The following is a 15,819-nucleotide window of genomic DNA, read 5'->3' on the forward strand; positions in this document are numbered from 1 at the left end:
TTGGGATTCGGTGCAACATTACCGCCAAATGCCCACCCATACGCGGCGGCAGGGGCCGCCTTAGCGAGGAACCAGCCGGAAGAGGAACTTGGTTTTGACCATCACCCACAGGGTGGCGAGCAACGCGATGTACACGGCAGTGTTCAGCCAGAGGTTTCCGTCCCGCAGAGCAGGGATGTTGGCAATGGCCACAATGAAGAACACGTGCATGATGAACACGTAGAGCGTGGCTTGGCCCAGAGGGATGAAGAACCAACCGACGGCGCGTGACAGCGGCTGCCAGAAAGCGCTCAGCAGCGCGTACAAGGCGATGGTGATGAGGAAGACGTTGAGCACCCGTCCCGGCCCAAGGTAAGTCCGGCTGAAGAAGGTGTCATAGACAAACCGGAACGTCGCTTCAGGGATGAGCGCCAGCCGAACGTCCAGCTGGTTGGTCAGATAGGGGCCGCTCCAAGAGAAGACAGCGCAGGCGGCTGCCAGGAAAATGCACACTCCCAGCAGCAGGCGCCGGCGGGGATGGGCAAACCATTCGATGATCTGACGCCGATAGAACCCGGCGGTCATCCCCGCAACGAACAGAAGCTGCCATACGAGGAGCGGGAAAGAATCCTCGAACTGCGAGGGAAGCAGGCGGAAGCGGAAGACGGATCCCGCAATGTAGAGGCCCACGCTGAGCGTGAGAACAAGCCACGTGAACCCGCGGGAAAGCGCCACGAGGATTAGCGGGCTGATGAGGAGCAGCACCACATAGAGTCCCATGATGTTGAACTGCCACGGACCAACCTGCAGCAGCAAGAGGGCCGGGATAAGCCCCTGCGGCACGGGGAACTGCAGCAGTCCTTCCATCCCGGCGTAAAGATCGTAGGTAGTGCCCGCAGCTGCGCGTCCTGCCCCGCCGGTTCCTTGATCGGTAAAGGTTGTGACCGCCGCGGCATTGATAAAGGGAAGCAGGCTTAGCCCGTAAACGATGAGGACAACGGCAAGTGCTGTGAAGTACAGCTTCCAGGCACGCTTGGTGGTCCCATCCACAACGTCGCCGAGTTCTGTCGCAATCCGGGGGCCGTACACCATGCCCAGAACCACACCGGAGAGCATGACGAACAGCTCCGCCCCGGAAACAACCCCGATGGTTTCCTGGCTGAGCAGCTGGAAAACGGAGTTGATGCCCACGTGGTTGACCACCACAAACACGATGGCCAAGCCACGCAGCATGTCGATCCGCGCATCACGTTTGCCCGTGCCGGTGTAGGCCCATTTGCTGGCGAAGGCCCGGGAGGACAACAGCCACAACGCCGCGACAGCAATCAGCACGGACACGGCCGAAGCCCAGGCGGCCCAGCCCTGGATGACGGTCCCCGTTTTCGGCTGGGGTGCCTCAACGCCGGGAACGTCCTCCAAGCCCTTCTCAGTTACGGGCCCGATGGCGAAGCCTGAGGTGTCCAAGGAGGTACGGAATGGGTCCGCCAGCGAAGGATCCGCCGTGGTCCTCCAGTCGATGGAGACCCGGCCCGGATCGCGCACATCAGTGGTTTCGTTCCAGACCACTGCCCGGACAGCGCCATTGCCGGGCTCCGCCACCGAGGCGAACACCTGGTGCCACCACGTTTGCTTGACATCGAGCTCAGTCGCGCCGCCAGTCCCCGCCGAGAAGAAGGCCCCGGTTTCAACCATGAGCGGCTTGCTGCGGGCTTGCACGTAGGTGCTGTAGAAGTTGTCGGTTCCGGCCCCGCCACTGGACGTTCCACCAGTAGAGGCATGCAGGGCGTCATTGAACTCGCCCGCCGCGGGCAGGGTATTGCTTGCTGCGCCGGCGCCCGTGGTGTCGTGATAGACGGACAGCCCAACCCAGTCCACAACGTCATCGCCCGGGTAATACGGCTCGAAAGCGGAATCGTCCTGGTCCCACATGCCGTTCCCGCTGGTGTCCACCGACGCCAAGGGCACGTCCTTGGGTGGGGTGGACGTGGCCACCTGGAACGGGTAGTCCTTCTCAGCTGTCGGAGACCACACCATCACGGGATCCGGCAGGGCTGCCCTGAGCGCTGCAGCAACCTTGTCGAAAGCAGCCCGGTAAGCTTCCGGCTCCTGTCCCCAACTGACCCACGGGGCGTTCATTTCCGGTGCGAAGCGGATGAAAACCTTCCCGCGAAAGCCAGCTGCCGCCGTCGTGATTTGGCGGGCAAAAGAGGACGCGACGTCGTCGTTGATGTCCTTCAGGTCAATCCCGGGGCGAACCGTGAGCAGCGCATGGGAGCCTTGGTCCGCGATCTGGGAGAAGTAGCCCTGCAGGTATTCGCGGCCGCCGTCGTCCACCGGCATGGACACGTTTTGACCGTAGAGTGCCGCGGGCGCGCCGAGTCTTTGGGCGTAGTCGGCGGCCGAGTCCTTGTCCCAGTCCAGCAAAGCGCCGAAGAACCGCGTTCCCGGATCCTCGATATTGGGCTGCTGCTGGGCTGGTTCCATAGCTTGGACAGAGCCCCATGCCTGCGCGGTTGGCAGCAGCATGCCCAGAAGTAAGACAAGGACAGCCAGCGCCCGCTGACGGGACGCTAGGGGAAAGGTTGGCATCAGGCCCCTTCTGGTGTCGTCATTCCCGCGGCTGAACGCCCTCAAACGGGAGGCAGCTCGTATGCATGATGCTACCGACTTTCGCGCTGTGCCCAACGTCACGGGCCGTCATGGGAAGAGGACAAGGGAACTTGAAGTTGCAACCATGGAAAGCAGAAGTGCCCGGCCGGCTCAGGGCCTGGGCCCAGCGAAAGGTTTACGAATGACGATCGCCCACGAAGAAGCAGTCATTGACGCCGCAGCAGTCGACGCCATTTTTGCCGAAGCCCGTACTGCCAACAGCTTCGCCGGTGAGGTCACCGATGAGGAGGCCCGTGCCATCTACGAGCTCACCAAGTTCGGCCCCACCGCCTTCAACTCCCAGCCGCTCCGCGTGACCTACGTCCGCTCGGACGAGGCCCGCGCCAAGCTGGTGGACACCCTTTCGCGTGGCAACCAGGCCAAGACCGCGTCCGCTCCGCTGGTCGCCATCCTCTCCTACGACACCGACTGGCAGGGCCAGTGGGACAAGTTCCTGCCCGCCTACGGCGCGCCCAAGGCCATGTACGACGCCGATCCCGCTTTCGCCGCTGCTACGGGCAACAACAACGCTCATTTGCAGGCAGGCTACTTCATCCTCGCAGTGCGCTCCCTCGGATTCGCTGCCGGCCCGATGACCGGTGCCGACTTCTCCGCAATCGACGCCGAGTTCTTCCCGGCCGGCGACCAGAAGAGCTTCCTGGTGGTCAACATCGGCCAGCCCGGTCCGGACGCCTGGGGCGAAGCCAAGCCGAAGTTCGCTTACGACGACGTTGTTCGCACCGTCTAAGTTCTCATAGTAGAAACGCCCGCTCACGCGAACGTGAGCGGGCGTTTCTGTGTTGCAAGCGGTTTTACAGGGCTTCGTCGAAGTCGTCGATGCCCGCCGCTTCCGCGTTCTGGCGGCGCTTCACGCGGGACGGGACCACCAATGCCGCCAGCAGGGCCAGTACGCCAACCCCCGCCGAAACCCAGAAGCCGATGGTGAAGGCATCATCGGAGGGTGCGCCTTGCGGCGTGACGTTGGAGGAGATCAGCGCCGCGATGACGGCCGTGCCGATGCTGCTGCCGATGGTCCGCAGCACCGTGTTGGCGCTGATGGCCTCACCGGTCTGCGTAGCAGGCACGCTCTCGACGATGGCGTTGGAGGTCGCGGCGAGGGCCATCCCAATGCCGATACCGGTGAGAATGCCCGAGACCACGATCTGCCATTCTTCGCCGTGTCCCAGTGCGGGAATGACGAAAGCGACCGTGACAGCCACGGCGCCAAGAATCATGGGGACCTTGGGCCCCACCTTACGGATCAGCGCGCCGGCAACGACGCCGGAAATCACCATGGCGACGACGGTCGGCAGCAGGTAGATGCCGGCTTCACTCACGGTCTTTCCAAAGCCGTAGCCAAGGACCGTGGGCAGCTGAAGGATAGTGGGCACCAGTACAAAAGTGCCGAACATTGCGAAACCGAACGCCAACGCAACGATATGGGCGGTCCACACGCCGCGGTTGCGGAACAGCCGCACGTCGATCAGTGGTTCTGCCACTCGCAATTCGACCAACACAAACGCGATCAAGGCGATGCCGCCACCGATCAGCAGGCTGACGGTCTTGCCATCGCCCCACCCCCACGTCTGGCCCTCGCTGATCGCGAGGAGTACGGCAACCAGGCCCACCGAGAGGATCCCGGTGCCCAGGACGTCGAGCTTGCCGGGAGTTTTGACCGGGGACTCGGGCATGCCGAAGATGGCGCCGAGGAGGGCGATGAGCACGAGTCCGGCAGGCAGCCAGAACAGCCAGTGCCAGGACAGAGCCTCGACAATCGGCCCTGCTGCAACGATTCCCACACCGGCACCGATGCCGAAGATGGCGGACAGCAAACCGATAGTGACGCTGACACGCTCCTTCGGGAGCTCATCACGGACGATGCCGATGGATAGTGGCATCACCGCACCCGCCGCACCTTGGAGTACCCGGCCAATGATCAGCACGGTCAGGTTCGGAGCCAGGGCCGCGAGTACGGTGCCCACCAAGAGTAGGGAGAGTACAACGATGAGGACTTTTCGCTTGCCCACCATGTCGCCCAGCCGTCCCAGGATCGGAGTCAGTACCGAAGCGGAGAGCAGGTAGGCCGTGAGGACCCAGCTCGCATCGCTCGTTGCGACGCCCAGATCTTTGCCGATGGTGCCAAGGGCCGGCGCCACGAGCGACTGCAGGACGGCGAAGGACAGGCCACCCAGGGACAGGTAGGCAATGATCGCGGTGCCCCGTTTGCCGTGAGCCTCCTGACCCGGTGCCGGCGCGCTTTGGGGGCGCTCGATGGTGCTGGACATGATTCTCCTCGGGATGTAAACGTTTGATTACTTAGACAGTAAATCAAGATAGTTACCTATGTCAACAATCGTTTACTTGCCGGGTTGCCGGGCTAGAGTGGGGGAGTGGGCAACGAAGTGCAGGAACCAAAAACTCTTGATGGCTCGGCAACGATCGCTGACGACGAACTGATTCGATCGGGCCGGGATGCGGACGTCACCAGGCGGGCGCTCGTCCGGGCTGCCCGACGGCGTTTCGCCACGGAAGGTTACAGGGCCACCACGGTCCGCCACATCGCCGCGGACGCAGGCGTCAATGTAGCGCTCATCAACAGGTACTTTGGCTCCAAAGAAGGTCTCTTCGAGGCCTGCATGAACCGCACTGTGGATGAACTTGATCCTCAAACCCGGGCTCGTGCATCCAGCGTTGACGAGGTGATAGCCCGGCTTCTCACGCACGTCGTCGAAGCCCCCAACGCGGACGACCCCCTGCAACTCCTGCTCCTGCTCCGCTCATCCGGCGATGAGAACGCCGACGCGATCCGCCGCAGGACCCTGGAGCGCTTCACCGAACAACTCGCTGCAGCAGCAGGGTGGAGTGCGGATGTCCCCGCCTCGCAGCCGCTACTCCTTCGCGCCCAGATGGCTATAGCCCTGATGCTGGGGCTGGTGATGCTGAGGACTGCCACGGAGGTACAGCCCTTGGCTTCAGCTTCCGCCGATCAACTCACGGAGCCCTTGGAACAAGTTCTTCGAGTGCTGTTGGACGGCCGGATCTGATTCCCTCCTCGAGGGCCGATCCATGCTCCCAAACCATGGGTCGAACGCGTGGTCATTGTGTGCCCGCATTAGTCGTAGGCTTGCCTTGGAGCGCGGGTCTGGACATGGCCGCCGCGTAGGAGCTGCAGCAGAGTGGCTCCTTGGACCTTGCCCGATGGTCTATGTGATCCACCTCTTGGGTCGTGTCCGAATCGGGGACTGGTATGGGCAACGTAGCTCCACTGGACGGCAATTCTCGCGACGTGTCCAGCACCAACGACGGTGACGAAGTGCTGGTGGCACGCGTCCGGGCCGGGGATAAAGACGCCTTTGAGGCACTGTTCCAACGCCATCATTCGATGGCCCTGTACATAGCTTCCAAGCAAGCCGATAACGTGGCCGACGTCGAGGACATCGTGTCCGATGCATTTGCCGCTGTGCTTCAGTACCTCACCGCAGGGAAGGGCCCCGACACATTCTTCCGCGCATATTTGCTGACCACAGTGCGGAGAATCGCCTACAAAGCCAACCAGGCAGGCTCCCGGACCCGGCCTACCGAGTCATATCACCTGGACAGTGTGGAACATCATCATGACTCAATCCTGGCGGAGTTCGAATCCACAGCCATAGCCCAGGCTTTCACGTCACTGCCCGAGCGCTGGCAGGCCGTACTTTGGTACATAGACATTGAAGAGATGAAGCCAAAAGCGGCATCGCCGCTGCTCGGACTGAGCCCCAACGCGGTTTCGTCACTGGTACTTCGCGCCAGGGAAGGGCTTCGCCAGGCATATTTGCAACACCACATCTCAACTTCCGTTGGCAAGGGATGCGAAGAGTACTCTTCCCGACTCGGTGCCTACGCCCGTAAAGGACTAAGCGCACGATCGGAGCAAAAGGTCCGGGCGCATCTGGACGGATGCCCCAAGTGCACTGCCGTGCTGCTGGACCTGGACGATGTCCAATCGGCAATGCGGGCCGCCCTCTTCCCCCTGATGACCGGCATTGGATTCACGACGGCGGTTCAGGCCGTGGCCGCTCAGCCGCTGGCGGTTCCGTCCCTGGCCGCTCAGTCGCTGGCTGCTCCTCCGGCTGGTGCCGGGGATCTGTCCGTTTCCCGTGGTGAGCCTTCCACCTCAACGGCGACGCCGTTGAGGTGGAAGATTCGAGCCGGCTCCCTGACGATCCGTGAGAATCAGTGGGATATTCACATGGCTATGACTGCCACCGCAGTTGCAGATCGGCGGTGAGGCTACGCAATAACCCCGTCTACCAGCGCCTTCGCTTCTTCCTGCACCTGTGCAAGGTGGTCCGCGCCCTTGAAGGACTCGGCGTAGATCTTGTACACATCCTCGGTGCCGGAAGGGCGGGCCGCGAACCAGGCGTTCTCCGTGACCACCTTCAGGCCGCCGATCGATGCGCCGTTGCCGGGGGCCTCGGTGAGTTTGGCCGTGATCTCTTCCCCGGCAAGCGAAGTAGCGGTGACATCGGCCGCGGACAGCTTGCCCAGCTTGGACTTCTGCTCGCGGGTAGCTGCGGCGTCAATGCGGGCGTACACGGGTGCGCCGAACTGGTCAGTCAGGCCCTTGTAGAGCTGCGAAGGGGACTTGCCAGTTACGGCCGTGATCTCGGAAGCCAGCAGGGCCAGCAGGATGCCGTCCTTGTCCGTGGTCCACACACTGCCGTCGAGCTTGTTGAAGGATGCGCCGGCCGATTCCTCGCCACCGAACGCGCCCTCACCGGAGAGCAGCCCGGGCACGAACCACTTGAAGCCAACCGGAACCTCAACCAGCTTGCGGCCCAGACCGGCGGCAACGCGGTCGATGATCGAGGACGAAACCAGCGTCTTGCCCACCACGGACTCCGGGTTCCAGCCATTGCGGTTCCGGTACAGGTAGTCGATGGCGACGGCGAGGTAGTGGTTCGGGTTCATGAGGCCACCGTCAGGTGTCACGATGCCGTGGCGGTCGGCGTCGGCGTCGTTCCCGGTAGCGACGTCATAGGCGGCGGTGCCGTCGGCGCCAGCGGCCATACGCTGGATCAGCGACGCCATGGCCGACGGCGACGAGCAATCCATGCGGATCTTCTCGTCCCAGTCGAGCGTCATGAAAGCCCACTGCGGATCAACGGTGGGGTTCACAACAGTGAGGTTGAGCTGATGGCGCTCGCCAATTTCGCCCCAGTAGTCCACAGAGGCGCCACCCATGGGGTCAGCGCCGATGCGGACCCCGGCGTTGCGGATCGCATCAAGGTTCAGCACGGAGGGGAGATCGTCCACGTAGCTGCTGAGGAAATCGAACTTGCCGGTGGTGTCAGCGGCAAGGGCATCATTCAGGGGCATGCGCTTGACGCCGCGGAGGCCGTTCTCGAGCAGCTGGTTGGCGCGGTCTGCGATCCATCCGGTGGCGTCGGTGTCTGCCGGGCCGCCGTGGGGAGGATTGTATTTGAAGCCACCATCGCCTGGAGGGTTGTGGCTAGGCGTGACCACGATGCCGTCAGCCTGGGGCGTGCCCGGCGCGGCTTCGCGGTTGTATTTGAGGATGGCGTGGCTTAGTGCCGGCGTCGGGGTGTAGCCGTGCCGGGCGTCCACCAGAACGGTTACGCCATTAGCAGCGAGTACTTCCAGAGCAGAGTTCTGTGCCGGCTCACTGAGGGCGTGGGTGTCGCGTCCTATGAACAGCGGCCCTGTGATGCCCTGGCGGCCACGGTATTCCACGATTGCCTGCGTGATCGCGAGGATGTGCGGCTCGTTGAAGGACGCCTTCAAGCTGGATCCGCGGTGCCCGGACGTACCAAACGCCACGCGCTGCGCAGGGTCGCCCACATCCGGAGTTACGTCGAAATACGCATCCAGCAAGGCTGTGATGTCAACAAGGTCCTGGGGAAGGGCAACTGTGCCCGCTCGGCTAGCCATGGGGTCCAGCATGCCAGACCATGGGGTCTGCTGACACGAAATGTCCGCCGATCCGGCCCCTGTGACGCCGAATGGCGTTGTTTCGTCAGAACAAAAACGGCAAAGTCAGCAAAGATTCATTCCCCGTTCAGACCACATCAGGCGCACCCGTTCCCCCTGGGCGCACCACTTGTTCACCGGTGGCGCGCCCTTTCGCGCTATTCGCTACAGAGGTTAGGGGTGCGGCCGGGGGTAGGGGTAGCGAACAACCCAGTGGCAGATAACGCTAGACGGCGGTGTAGCCGCCATCCACCAGTACGTAAGAGCCGGTCATGAAGCTGGCCTTGTCAGAAAGGAGGAACGTTGTGACGTTGGCGATCTCCTCCGCCGCGCCCAGCCGGCCAAGCGGGTGCTTTGCTTCGAGGCCGCTGATGACTTCCTTCGGCGCTGCGGCCAACAGGGGAGTATCAATGTAGCCGGGCCCTATCGCATTGACGCGAAGCCCCTGGGCGCCGTATTCAGCGGCAGCATTCTTGGTCATGCCCACTACGCCGTGCTTGGCTGCGGTGTACGCTGCGTTGCCGGGGGCGGCTACAGCGCCGTGAATGGATGCCATGTTCACAATGGCCCCCTCGGATGCGCCTGCGGCAAGGATGGCCGGGACTTGGTAGCGCATTCCGTAAAGGACGCCGCTCAGGTTAATGGCGATGACGCGGTCCCGGTCTTCGATGTCGATTTCTCCAACAGGAGCGCTGGCGCCGCCGATGCCGGCGTTGTTGACGGCGTAGTTGAGCGCACCGTAGGTCTCTACTGCAAAGTCGACTGCCTTCTTGCTGTCCTCGGCCACAGCTGTGTTGCCTTGGAACGGTACTGCCTTGCCGCCGTCGGCCGTGATCTGCCCGGCCACACGTGTGGCGGCGTCGAGGTTGACGTCTACAACAACTACGTTGACGCCGTTCTTCGCGAGGTCCTTGCTGATTGCTTCGCCGAGGCCGGAGCCCCCGCCGGTGACGAGCGCGGTTTTGCCTTCGAAGTTACCCATGATTCCTCCTTTGCGGGACAGGTCCCGCAGATTTCGTTGGTGAGCGCTGTTTAAGTCGCTATTACCAAAAACCAAGTCCGGCTCGAAAATATTCCATGCGTATGCATGAATGTGACCGTCCTCGCAACGGTGGCACACACGCGGGACGCGCGCTACCTTATGCGGCGCCCCCGGCGGCGGTAGTGTTGGGACCAAAGACCACATCCAGGGGGATACCTATGTCAGACCAGCCATCCAAGGGCAACGAGGACAAGCCCGCGGGCTACGAACCGCCGCAGTACGTCCCGCCCGCACAGTTCAGCGCGCCCGAGCCAGGCACGTCCAGCCCATCCGGCGAAAGTGCACCTGAACAGGGCGCTCCCGAATACGGCGCACCGGAATACGGTGCCAACGCCACTCAGCCGCTCCCGCCCTACGAGCAGAGCGCGCCCGGGCAGAGCGCTCCTGGGCAGAGCCCGTACACCCCGCCGCAGGACCCGGCCGGCGCGTACACGCCTGGCGATTACAGCCAGCAGCCCCCCTCGCCCTACGGCCAGCCGCCCAGCCCGTACCAGCAGCAGGCGTTCAACCAGCAGCCCTATGGCCAGCAGCCGTACGGCCAGCCGCAGTCACCCTACGGCCAGCCCGCCTACTACGCCATGCAGGCCGAGCCCAAGGGCCTGAGCATCGCCAGCATGTGCTGTGGCATCGCCGTCTACATTGGCTTCGGGTTCTTCATCCTCCCGCAGATCGCAGCCGTGGTCCTGGGCCACCTCGCCTTGAAGCGCGAGCCCGCCGGCAAAGGAATGGCAATCGCCGGTTTGGTGATGGGCTACCTCGGCGTGGCGCTGGCGGTCATCTTCATCATCTTCATTATCGGAGTTGGAGCAGCAAGCAGCGGCAGCCGCTACAACTACTAGGGCACGTACGACGGCGACCCTTGCGTCAGGTGGGATTCCCACCGGACGCAAGGGTCGCCGTCGTTAAGTCGTTAAGAGGAGGTCCGTCAGCCAGGAACCCTAGCGAACGCCGCCCATGAGTTTCTTGATTGCCGGGGTTGCTGCAGCCAGGCCAACGGCCAGGACCACTGCAACGCCGCCGATCCCCAGGAAGTACGGGAGTTCGTCGTCGGGGTTGTAGAGCCCGGCGAGGATGCCGGCCAGTGTGGTGCCGAGCGAGACAGACAGGAAGAACAACGCCACCATCTGGGTGCGGAATGCCTTGGGTGCGAGCTTGGTGCTCACGGACAGGCCGATGGGGGAGAGGAACAGTTCCGCCAAGGTGAACATGAACAGGATGCCCACGAGCGCCAGCAGCGGGGTCTTGCCCTCGCCGGCCAGTGGGATGAACGCCAGGAATGCCAGGCCCATGATCAACAGGCCGGCGGAGAACTTCAACGGTGAACTCGGCTGCTTGGAGCCCAGCTTGGTCCAGAGGGCAGCCATGACGCCGGCGAAGATGATGATGAACACCGGGTTGATGGATTGGACCCAGGCAGCCGGCATTTCCCAGCCGAACAGGTTGCGGTCCAGCTTCTCCTGCGAGTACACAGCAATGAACGTGAACTGCTGCTGGAACAGTGCCCAGAACCCGGCCGATGCAATAAACAAGGGGATGAAGGCCACTACGCGCTTGCGCTCCACGCCGGTCACCAACGGGCTACGGAAGATCAGGAACAGGTATATCACTGCGGCGCCGATCGCGGCGTAGGCCATGCTGCTGGCCAGGTTGTTGGCGTTGACCAGTCCAGTGCCGAGCAGGACGGCCACCACAATCAGGATGCCCAGGAAGATCAGGCCGTACTTGGTGCGGTCCTTCGCCGGGAGCGGGTTGGGAACGCGGTGTGCTTCTTCCGGGAGGCGCTTGCGGCCCAAGGAGTAGATGACCAGGCCGATCGCCATACCCACCGCTGCAGCGCCGAAGCCGATGTGGAAGCCATAACTCGTCTGCAGCCAACCAGTGACCAGCGGGCCGATGAGGCCGCCCAGGTTGATGCCCATGTAGAAGATGGAGAAGCCGGCGTCGCGGCGCTCGTCCTTCTCGCCATACAGGCTGCCCACCAACGCCGTGGCGTTGGCTTTCAGGCCGCCGGAACCAATTCCTACCAACACCAAGCCTGCGATCAGGCCTGGAATACCCGGCAGGAGGGCCAGCGCGATGTGGCCGGCCATGATCATGATGGCCGAACCGAACAGAACCTTTTCGGAGCCGAAGAGACGGTCGGCGAGCCAGGCGCCGAGGATCGTCGACAGGTAAACGCCACCACCGTACGCGCCCACCAAACCAGCAGCGAGCCCCTGGTCGATGGAAAGTCCGCCCTGCTCGGCGGTGAAGTACATGTAGTAGAGCAGAATTCCCTGCATGCCGTAGAAGGAGAATCGCTCCCACATTTCCACGGAGAAGAGGCTGGCCAACATCTTTGGGTGGCCGAAGAATGACGTATCGCCCGCTGGCTGTGCGGACTCAGCCGTGGTTTGAGGTGTGCTCATTTTCTCAATGCTGGCACTGACTGCGGGCATTGTCACATCGATGAATGCCCGGGGCAACCACTTCCCATATGTTAGACGCGGGTCCTAGTGGGTCTGGAGGACTGCTGCGAGCTGCAGAAGCAGCAGTTCAGATCCGGGCCTGCCAATCAGCTGAATCCCCATGGGCAACCCCGCGGCTGTGGTGTGGACCGGAACGCTGATGGCCGGGAGCCCGCACACGTTCACCATGGAGGACCACGGCGCATACTCGCACTGCCTTTTGTAGTCCTCGTCAGCATCGCCGGTCCACTCGCTCGGCCACGGCTCGCCGCTGTGCCCGCCACCCGTGAACCATCCGATCGGCCGCGGTGTCTGCGCCAAGGTAGGCATGAGAATCAGGTCCCATTCCGCGTACTGCGCCACGGTATCGTGTTCGAACTGCCGCAGGAATCTCAGGGCCTCGTTGACCTTCAGGGTGCTCCGCTGTTGCGCCCGACGCCGGAAGGTACGGGTCAGCGGTGTCAGCAAGGCCTCGCGCTGGGGTGCTATCCGGGCACTCCCGACGCCGGCAGTCCAGGCTGTTGTGAAGGATTCGGGATAGCGGTTGTCATACCGGATGTCGGCTTCGCCGATGTTATGGCCAGCCTTCTCAAGCAACTTCGTGCCCAGCATGAGGGCGTCCATTGCCTCCGGTTCGATCTCAAACGGATACACGCCAGCCCAGGGGCTGTCCAAACTCACGCCGATTCTCAGGGGTTCCGGCGCCAACCCCACATTGGCGAGGTATCCGCCGTCGGGCGCTTGATCCCGGGGGACCAGCGCGTCCATCAGCAGTGCCGCGTCTGCCGCGGTCCGGGCGAGCGGCCCGGCAACCACCAACTTGGCGGCATCGCCAGCGCTCGCGCCCGATGCCACCAGGCCCCGTCCCGGCTTCAGCCCCACCAGTCCGCAAGCGCCAGCTGGAATGCGGATGGAACCGCCGCCATCGGTTCCCGGCGCGAACGGAACAAGTCCCGCAGCCACGGCGGCGGCGCTACCGCCCGAAGATCCGCCGGAGCTGCGTCCCAAGGCGTGCGGATTGCGCGACGGCGGTGCTACGCGGTTTTCGCTGTAAGCGGTGAGTCCGAACTCTGGAACCTGGGTCTTGCCCAGCGAGATGACTCCCTGACGCTTCAAGGCTGCCGCGAGGGCACCGTCTTCCGGCGCAGGCTTGTGCTCGAGGGCTGCGCTGCCGTGCGTGGTGGGAACCCCGGCCACATCGGTGAGGTCCTTGAACGCGAGGGGCATGCCGTGAAGGACCGGGATGTCGTCGCGGCGTCCCTCCCGGGCCAGCCTTGCGTGCAGCGCGTCTGCAGCCTCGGCGTCTTTGAGTGCCTGTTCGGCTGTGACGGTGACGAAAGCACCCAATTGCTTGTTCCGCGATTCGATCTCCCGCAGGAAATGTTCCGCGGACTCACGGGCAGAGAGTTCCCCCGCAGCCAAGGCGTCGCGGAGCTCAACAGCGGTCAAACGTGACAGGTCATGCAGGTAAGGATCAGCCAAGGAAACGTGGCTCCAACCGTTCCTCCACAGCAACAGCGTCCACGCTCTCACCAGCGCCGGCGGTCACCCGGAAGGCGGCCTTGTTCTTCACCTCGGACACCACCTCCACCAGTTCCGTTCCCCGGTAAACCAGCCCGACGCCGTCGTCCGTGCAGTGGGTCTCGCCGAGCGTGCCGTTGGCCACCAGCTTGTGGATGGCCGGGGCGCGCCGCAGTTCGGAGTCGTAGTGCACACCGTTTGCGTAGGGGAGGAAGCCGAGCGCATTGGTAACAGGCTTGAGCTCCGGACCAAAGGAATCGGTCACACCGCCCTGGTACCAACAGATGGAGCCTGCTGAGACGCCGGCCAGCACCACTCCGTGTTCCCATGCCTTCCGCAGGATTCCGTCCAGCCCGTGTGCCCGCCACACGGCCAGCAAGTTCACCACAGAACCGCCGTTCACCCAGATAACGTCCTGAGCCATGAGGTGCGCCTCCGGGTCCTCGAAGTTAGGCATGGTGAAGAGGTTGAGATGGCTGAAATCGAACCCTGCAATGCGCGCTGCCTGGTCCATCTCCGCAGCCCACCAACGCTGATCACCGGAGGCTGTGCCGATGTGTGTCACCCGGGGAGCCCTGCCGGAAGCGCCGGACAACTCCACTGCATAATGCATCAGGTGATTGAACTCAATCCTGGTCCGCTCACCCGGCTTGTAGCCGCCGGATGTGGCCAGAATCGTTGCCTGCCCAGTAGTCATGCGGGTACTCCTCACGGGCCGTTGATGGGGATGCGCGTCCGTCCCAGTCTTAACGTCCGGGCGCCGGGAAGCAAGGGCCGGGGTTGCCTCGACGTTCCGGTGACCGTGAAGTTACGGTGTCACGCCTCTGGGACTAGGCTGGATGCTGGACTTATTCGATGGAAGGGAACGCCATGAGCGACTTCGATACCGTACCTGTGGGCGACATTCCGGCAGACGCCAGCATCCTGGATGTCCGCGAAGACTACGAGTGGGTGGCCGGGCACGCCGAAGGTGCGCGCCACATCCCCATGGACCAGCTGCCGGCCCGACTGGACGAGCTCGATCCGGATGATGACCTCTTTGTCATCTGCCGCACCGGAGGCCGGTCATTCCGTGCTGTCCAGTGGCTGGTGGGGCAGGGCTACTCCGCCGTGAACGTTGCCGGTGGCATGGATATGTGGTTCGAGACCGGGAAGCCAATGGTGTCGGACAACGGGCTCAAACCGGTTGTTCTCTAACCCGCGTATATAACCAGCAAGGAATATTGAATGCCGGCAGTCACCTACACCTTCCTCGGCCCCGAGGGCACCTTCACCGAGGCTGCCCTCCTGCAGGTTCCGGGGGCTGGTGACGCCACTCGCATTCCGTGCACCAACGTCAACACAGCGCTGGACCGGGTCCGGGCCGGCCAAGCTGACGCGGCCATGGTGCCCATCGAGAACTCGGTGGAGGGCGGGGTTACTGCCACCCTGGACGCGATTGCCACAGGCCAGGAACTCCGGATTATTCGTGAGGCCCTTGTTCCCATCACCTTCGTGCTCGTGGCGAGACCCGGCGTCGAGCTTTCCGGGATCAAGCGGATCTCGACGCACGGCCATGCTTGGGCGCAATGCCGCCTGTGGGTGGATGAGCACCTCCCGGATGCCGACTACGTCCCGGGCTCCTCGACGGCGGCGTCCGCCATGGGCCTGCTGGAAGACGACGCTCCCTATGAAGCGGCCATTTGTGCCCCCTTGGTTGCTGCGGGACAACCCGGCCTCAACGTCCTCGCCGAGGACATCGGCGACAACCCTGACGCGGTCACCCGGTTCATCCTGGTGAGCAAGCCCGGCCTCCTTCCGGAACGAACGGGCGCGGACAAGACCACCGTGGTGGTCCCGCTGCCTGAGGACCACCCGGGAGCGCTCATGGAAATCCTGGACCAATTCGCGTCCCGCGGCGTGAACCTGAGCCGCATTGAATCACGGCCCACCGGACAATACCTGGGCCACTACTTCTTCAGCATTGACGCCGACGGCCACGCCACCGACTCCCGCGTGGCGGACGCCTTGGCTGGACTGCACCGGATCAGTCCGGCAACCCGGTTCCTGGGCTCCTACGCCCGCGCGGATAAGCAGCCGGCAGTGGTGGCACCTCACACCTCGGATGCTGCTTTTGCCTCGGCGCATGCGTGGGTTGACTCGATCGTGAAGGGCTCATAGCCGCTGTCCACAGGGCGCAATCGTTGCCCTTTCGCAAGGATGCTTCTG

13 protein-coding genes are annotated in these 15,819 nt (G+C 63.3%); 6 read left to right on the top strand and 7 right to left on the bottom strand.

Translation table 11 applies throughout. The annotated features are described in order from the left end of the window. Window positions 1–60: 60 nt before the first annotated feature. Window positions 61–2,568 carry an OpgC domain-containing protein gene (gene opgC, locus ACIQH5_RS14765; protein WP_400404577.1) on the bottom strand — a complete coding sequence of 836 codons (2,508 nt, stop codon included), beginning with the start codon at window positions 2,566–2,568 and terminating at the stop codon, window positions 61–63. A 202-nt stretch (window positions 2,569–2,770) separates the two neighbouring features. On the opposite strand from opgC, the gene ACIQH5_RS14770 reads away from it, so the two are divergent. After that, the gene (locus tag ACIQH5_RS14770) at window positions 2,771–3,376 is read left to right on the top strand and encodes a malonic semialdehyde reductase (RefSeq protein ID WP_400404579.1); all 606 of its coding nucleotides are present in this window, start codon (window positions 2,771–2,773) and stop codon (window positions 3,374–3,376) included. Between the two features lie 64 nt (window positions 3,377–3,440). On the opposite strand, the gene ACIQH5_RS14775 is transcribed toward ACIQH5_RS14770, so the two are convergent. Further along, complete coding sequence (locus ACIQH5_RS14775; protein ID WP_400404581.1) at window positions 3,441–4,913, bottom strand: MFS transporter; 1,473 nt, start codon at window positions 4,911–4,913, stop codon at window positions 3,441–3,443. A gap of 105 nt (window positions 4,914–5,018) precedes the next feature. Here ACIQH5_RS14775 and ACIQH5_RS14780 point away from each other — a divergent pair, with 105 nt between their 5' ends. Beyond that, entirely contained in the window at window positions 5,019–5,672 is a 654-nt protein-coding gene (locus ACIQH5_RS14780) for a TetR family transcriptional regulator (protein ID WP_400404583.1), read from the top strand. A 242-nt stretch (window positions 5,673–5,914) separates the two neighbouring features. Next, complete coding sequence (locus ACIQH5_RS14785; RefSeq protein WP_400404585.1) at window positions 5,915–6,898, top strand: sigma-70 family RNA polymerase sigma factor; 984 nt, start codon at window positions 5,915–5,917, stop codon at window positions 6,896–6,898. Between the two features lie 2 nt (window positions 6,899–6,900). Here the strand turns inward: ACIQH5_RS14785 and pgm are convergent, their stop codons facing one another. Together pgm and ACIQH5_RS14795 are read right to left on the bottom strand one after the other, a co-directional pair. Next, window positions 6,901–8,562 carry a phosphoglucomutase (alpha-D-glucose-1,6-bisphosphate-dependent) gene (pgm, locus tag ACIQH5_RS14790; RefSeq protein WP_400404587.1) on the bottom strand — a complete coding sequence of 554 codons (1,662 nt, stop codon included), beginning with the start codon at window positions 8,560–8,562 and terminating at the stop codon, window positions 6,901–6,903. A 265-nt stretch (window positions 8,563–8,827) separates the two neighbouring features. After that, window positions 8,828–9,583, bottom strand: a complete 756-nt coding sequence (locus tag ACIQH5_RS14795; protein WP_400404589.1) for an SDR family NAD(P)-dependent oxidoreductase — start codon at window positions 9,581–9,583, stop codon at window positions 8,828–8,830. 218 nt (window positions 9,584–9,801) lie between these two features. Here ACIQH5_RS14795 and ACIQH5_RS14800 point away from each other — a divergent pair, with 218 nt between their 5' ends. Continuing rightward, the gene (locus ACIQH5_RS14800; protein WP_400404591.1) at window positions 9,802–10,482 is read left to right on the top strand and encodes a DUF4190 domain-containing protein; all 681 of its coding nucleotides are present in this window, start codon (window positions 9,802–9,804) and stop codon (window positions 10,480–10,482) included. 99 nt (window positions 10,483–10,581) lie between these two features. Here the strand turns inward: ACIQH5_RS14800 and ACIQH5_RS14805 are convergent, their stop codons facing one another. From ACIQH5_RS14805 to ACIQH5_RS14815, 3 genes are read right to left on the bottom strand one after another with little or no spacing between them, the layout of a single operon-like run. Then, window positions 10,582–12,081, bottom strand: coding sequence for a peptide MFS transporter (locus tag ACIQH5_RS14805; RefSeq protein WP_400404593.1), 1,500 nt, complete (start codon window positions 12,079–12,081; stop codon window positions 10,582–10,584). Between the two features lie 54 nt (window positions 12,082–12,135). Continuing rightward, window positions 12,136–13,572: an amidase gene (locus ACIQH5_RS14810; RefSeq protein ID WP_400404595.1), complete on the bottom strand. Its 1,437-nt coding sequence runs from the start codon at window positions 13,570–13,572 to the stop codon at window positions 12,136–12,138. Beyond that, window positions 13,565–14,308 carry a Type 1 glutamine amidotransferase-like domain-containing protein gene (locus ACIQH5_RS14815; protein ID WP_400404597.1) on the bottom strand — a complete coding sequence of 248 codons (744 nt, stop codon included), beginning with the start codon at window positions 14,306–14,308 and terminating at the stop codon, window positions 13,565–13,567. Before ACIQH5_RS14815 ends, ACIQH5_RS14810 begins: the two co-directional genes overlap by 8 nt. A 173-nt stretch (window positions 14,309–14,481) precedes the next feature. Between ACIQH5_RS14815 and ACIQH5_RS14820 the strand changes: the two genes are divergently transcribed. After that, complete coding sequence (locus ACIQH5_RS14820) at window positions 14,482–14,808, top strand: rhodanese-like domain-containing protein (RefSeq protein ID WP_024818941.1); 327 nt, start codon at window positions 14,482–14,484, stop codon at window positions 14,806–14,808. A 30-nt stretch (window positions 14,809–14,838) separates the two neighbouring features. Beyond that, window positions 14,839–15,771 carry a prephenate dehydratase gene (pheA, locus tag ACIQH5_RS14825; protein ID WP_400404599.1) on the top strand — a complete coding sequence of 311 codons (933 nt, stop codon included), beginning with the start codon at window positions 14,839–14,841 and terminating at the stop codon, window positions 15,769–15,771. The last annotated feature ends 48 nt before the right edge of the window (window positions 15,772–15,819 follow it).

This window comes from Paenarthrobacter sp. NPDC091711, from assembly GCF_044756605.1.
In the GTDB taxonomy this organism is placed as follows: domain Bacteria; phylum Actinomycetota; class Actinomycetes; order Actinomycetales; family Micrococcaceae; genus Arthrobacter.

Excerpts from the sequence above, each read along its gene's own strand:
- ACIQH5_RS14800 (WP_400404591.1), top strand. The coding sequence starts at position 9,802 with ATGTCAGACCAGCCATCCAAGGGCAACGAGGACAAGCCCGCGGGCTAC.
- ACIQH5_RS14805 (WP_400404593.1), bottom strand. The coding sequence starts at position 12,081 with ATGCCCGCAGTCAGTGCCAGCATTGAGAAAATGAGCACACCTCAAACC.
- ACIQH5_RS14815 (WP_400404597.1), bottom strand. The coding sequence starts at position 14,308 with ATGACTACTGGGCAGGCAACGATTCTGGCCACATCCGGCGGCTACAAG.
- pgm (WP_400404587.1), bottom strand. The coding sequence starts at position 8,562 with ATGGCTAGCCGAGCGGGCACAGTTGCCCTTCCCCAGGACCTTGTTGAC.
- ACIQH5_RS14775 (WP_400404581.1), bottom strand. The coding sequence starts at position 4,913 with ATGTCCAGCACCATCGAGCGCCCCCAAAGCGCGCCGGCACCGGGTCAG.
- ACIQH5_RS14795 (WP_400404589.1), bottom strand. The coding sequence starts at position 9,583 with ATGGGTAACTTCGAAGGCAAAACCGCGCTCGTCACCGGCGGGGGCTCC.
- ACIQH5_RS14770 (WP_400404579.1), top strand. The coding sequence starts at position 2,771 with ATGACGATCGCCCACGAAGAAGCAGTCATTGACGCCGCAGCAGTCGAC.
- opgC (WP_400404577.1), bottom strand. The coding sequence starts at position 2,568 with ATGCCAACCTTTCCCCTAGCGTCCCGTCAGCGGGCGCTGGCTGTCCTT.
- ACIQH5_RS14820 (WP_024818941.1), top strand. The coding sequence starts at position 14,482 with ATGAGCGACTTCGATACCGTACCTGTGGGCGACATTCCGGCAGACGCC.
- pheA (WP_400404599.1), top strand. The coding sequence starts at position 14,839 with ATGCCGGCAGTCACCTACACCTTCCTCGGCCCCGAGGGCACCTTCACC.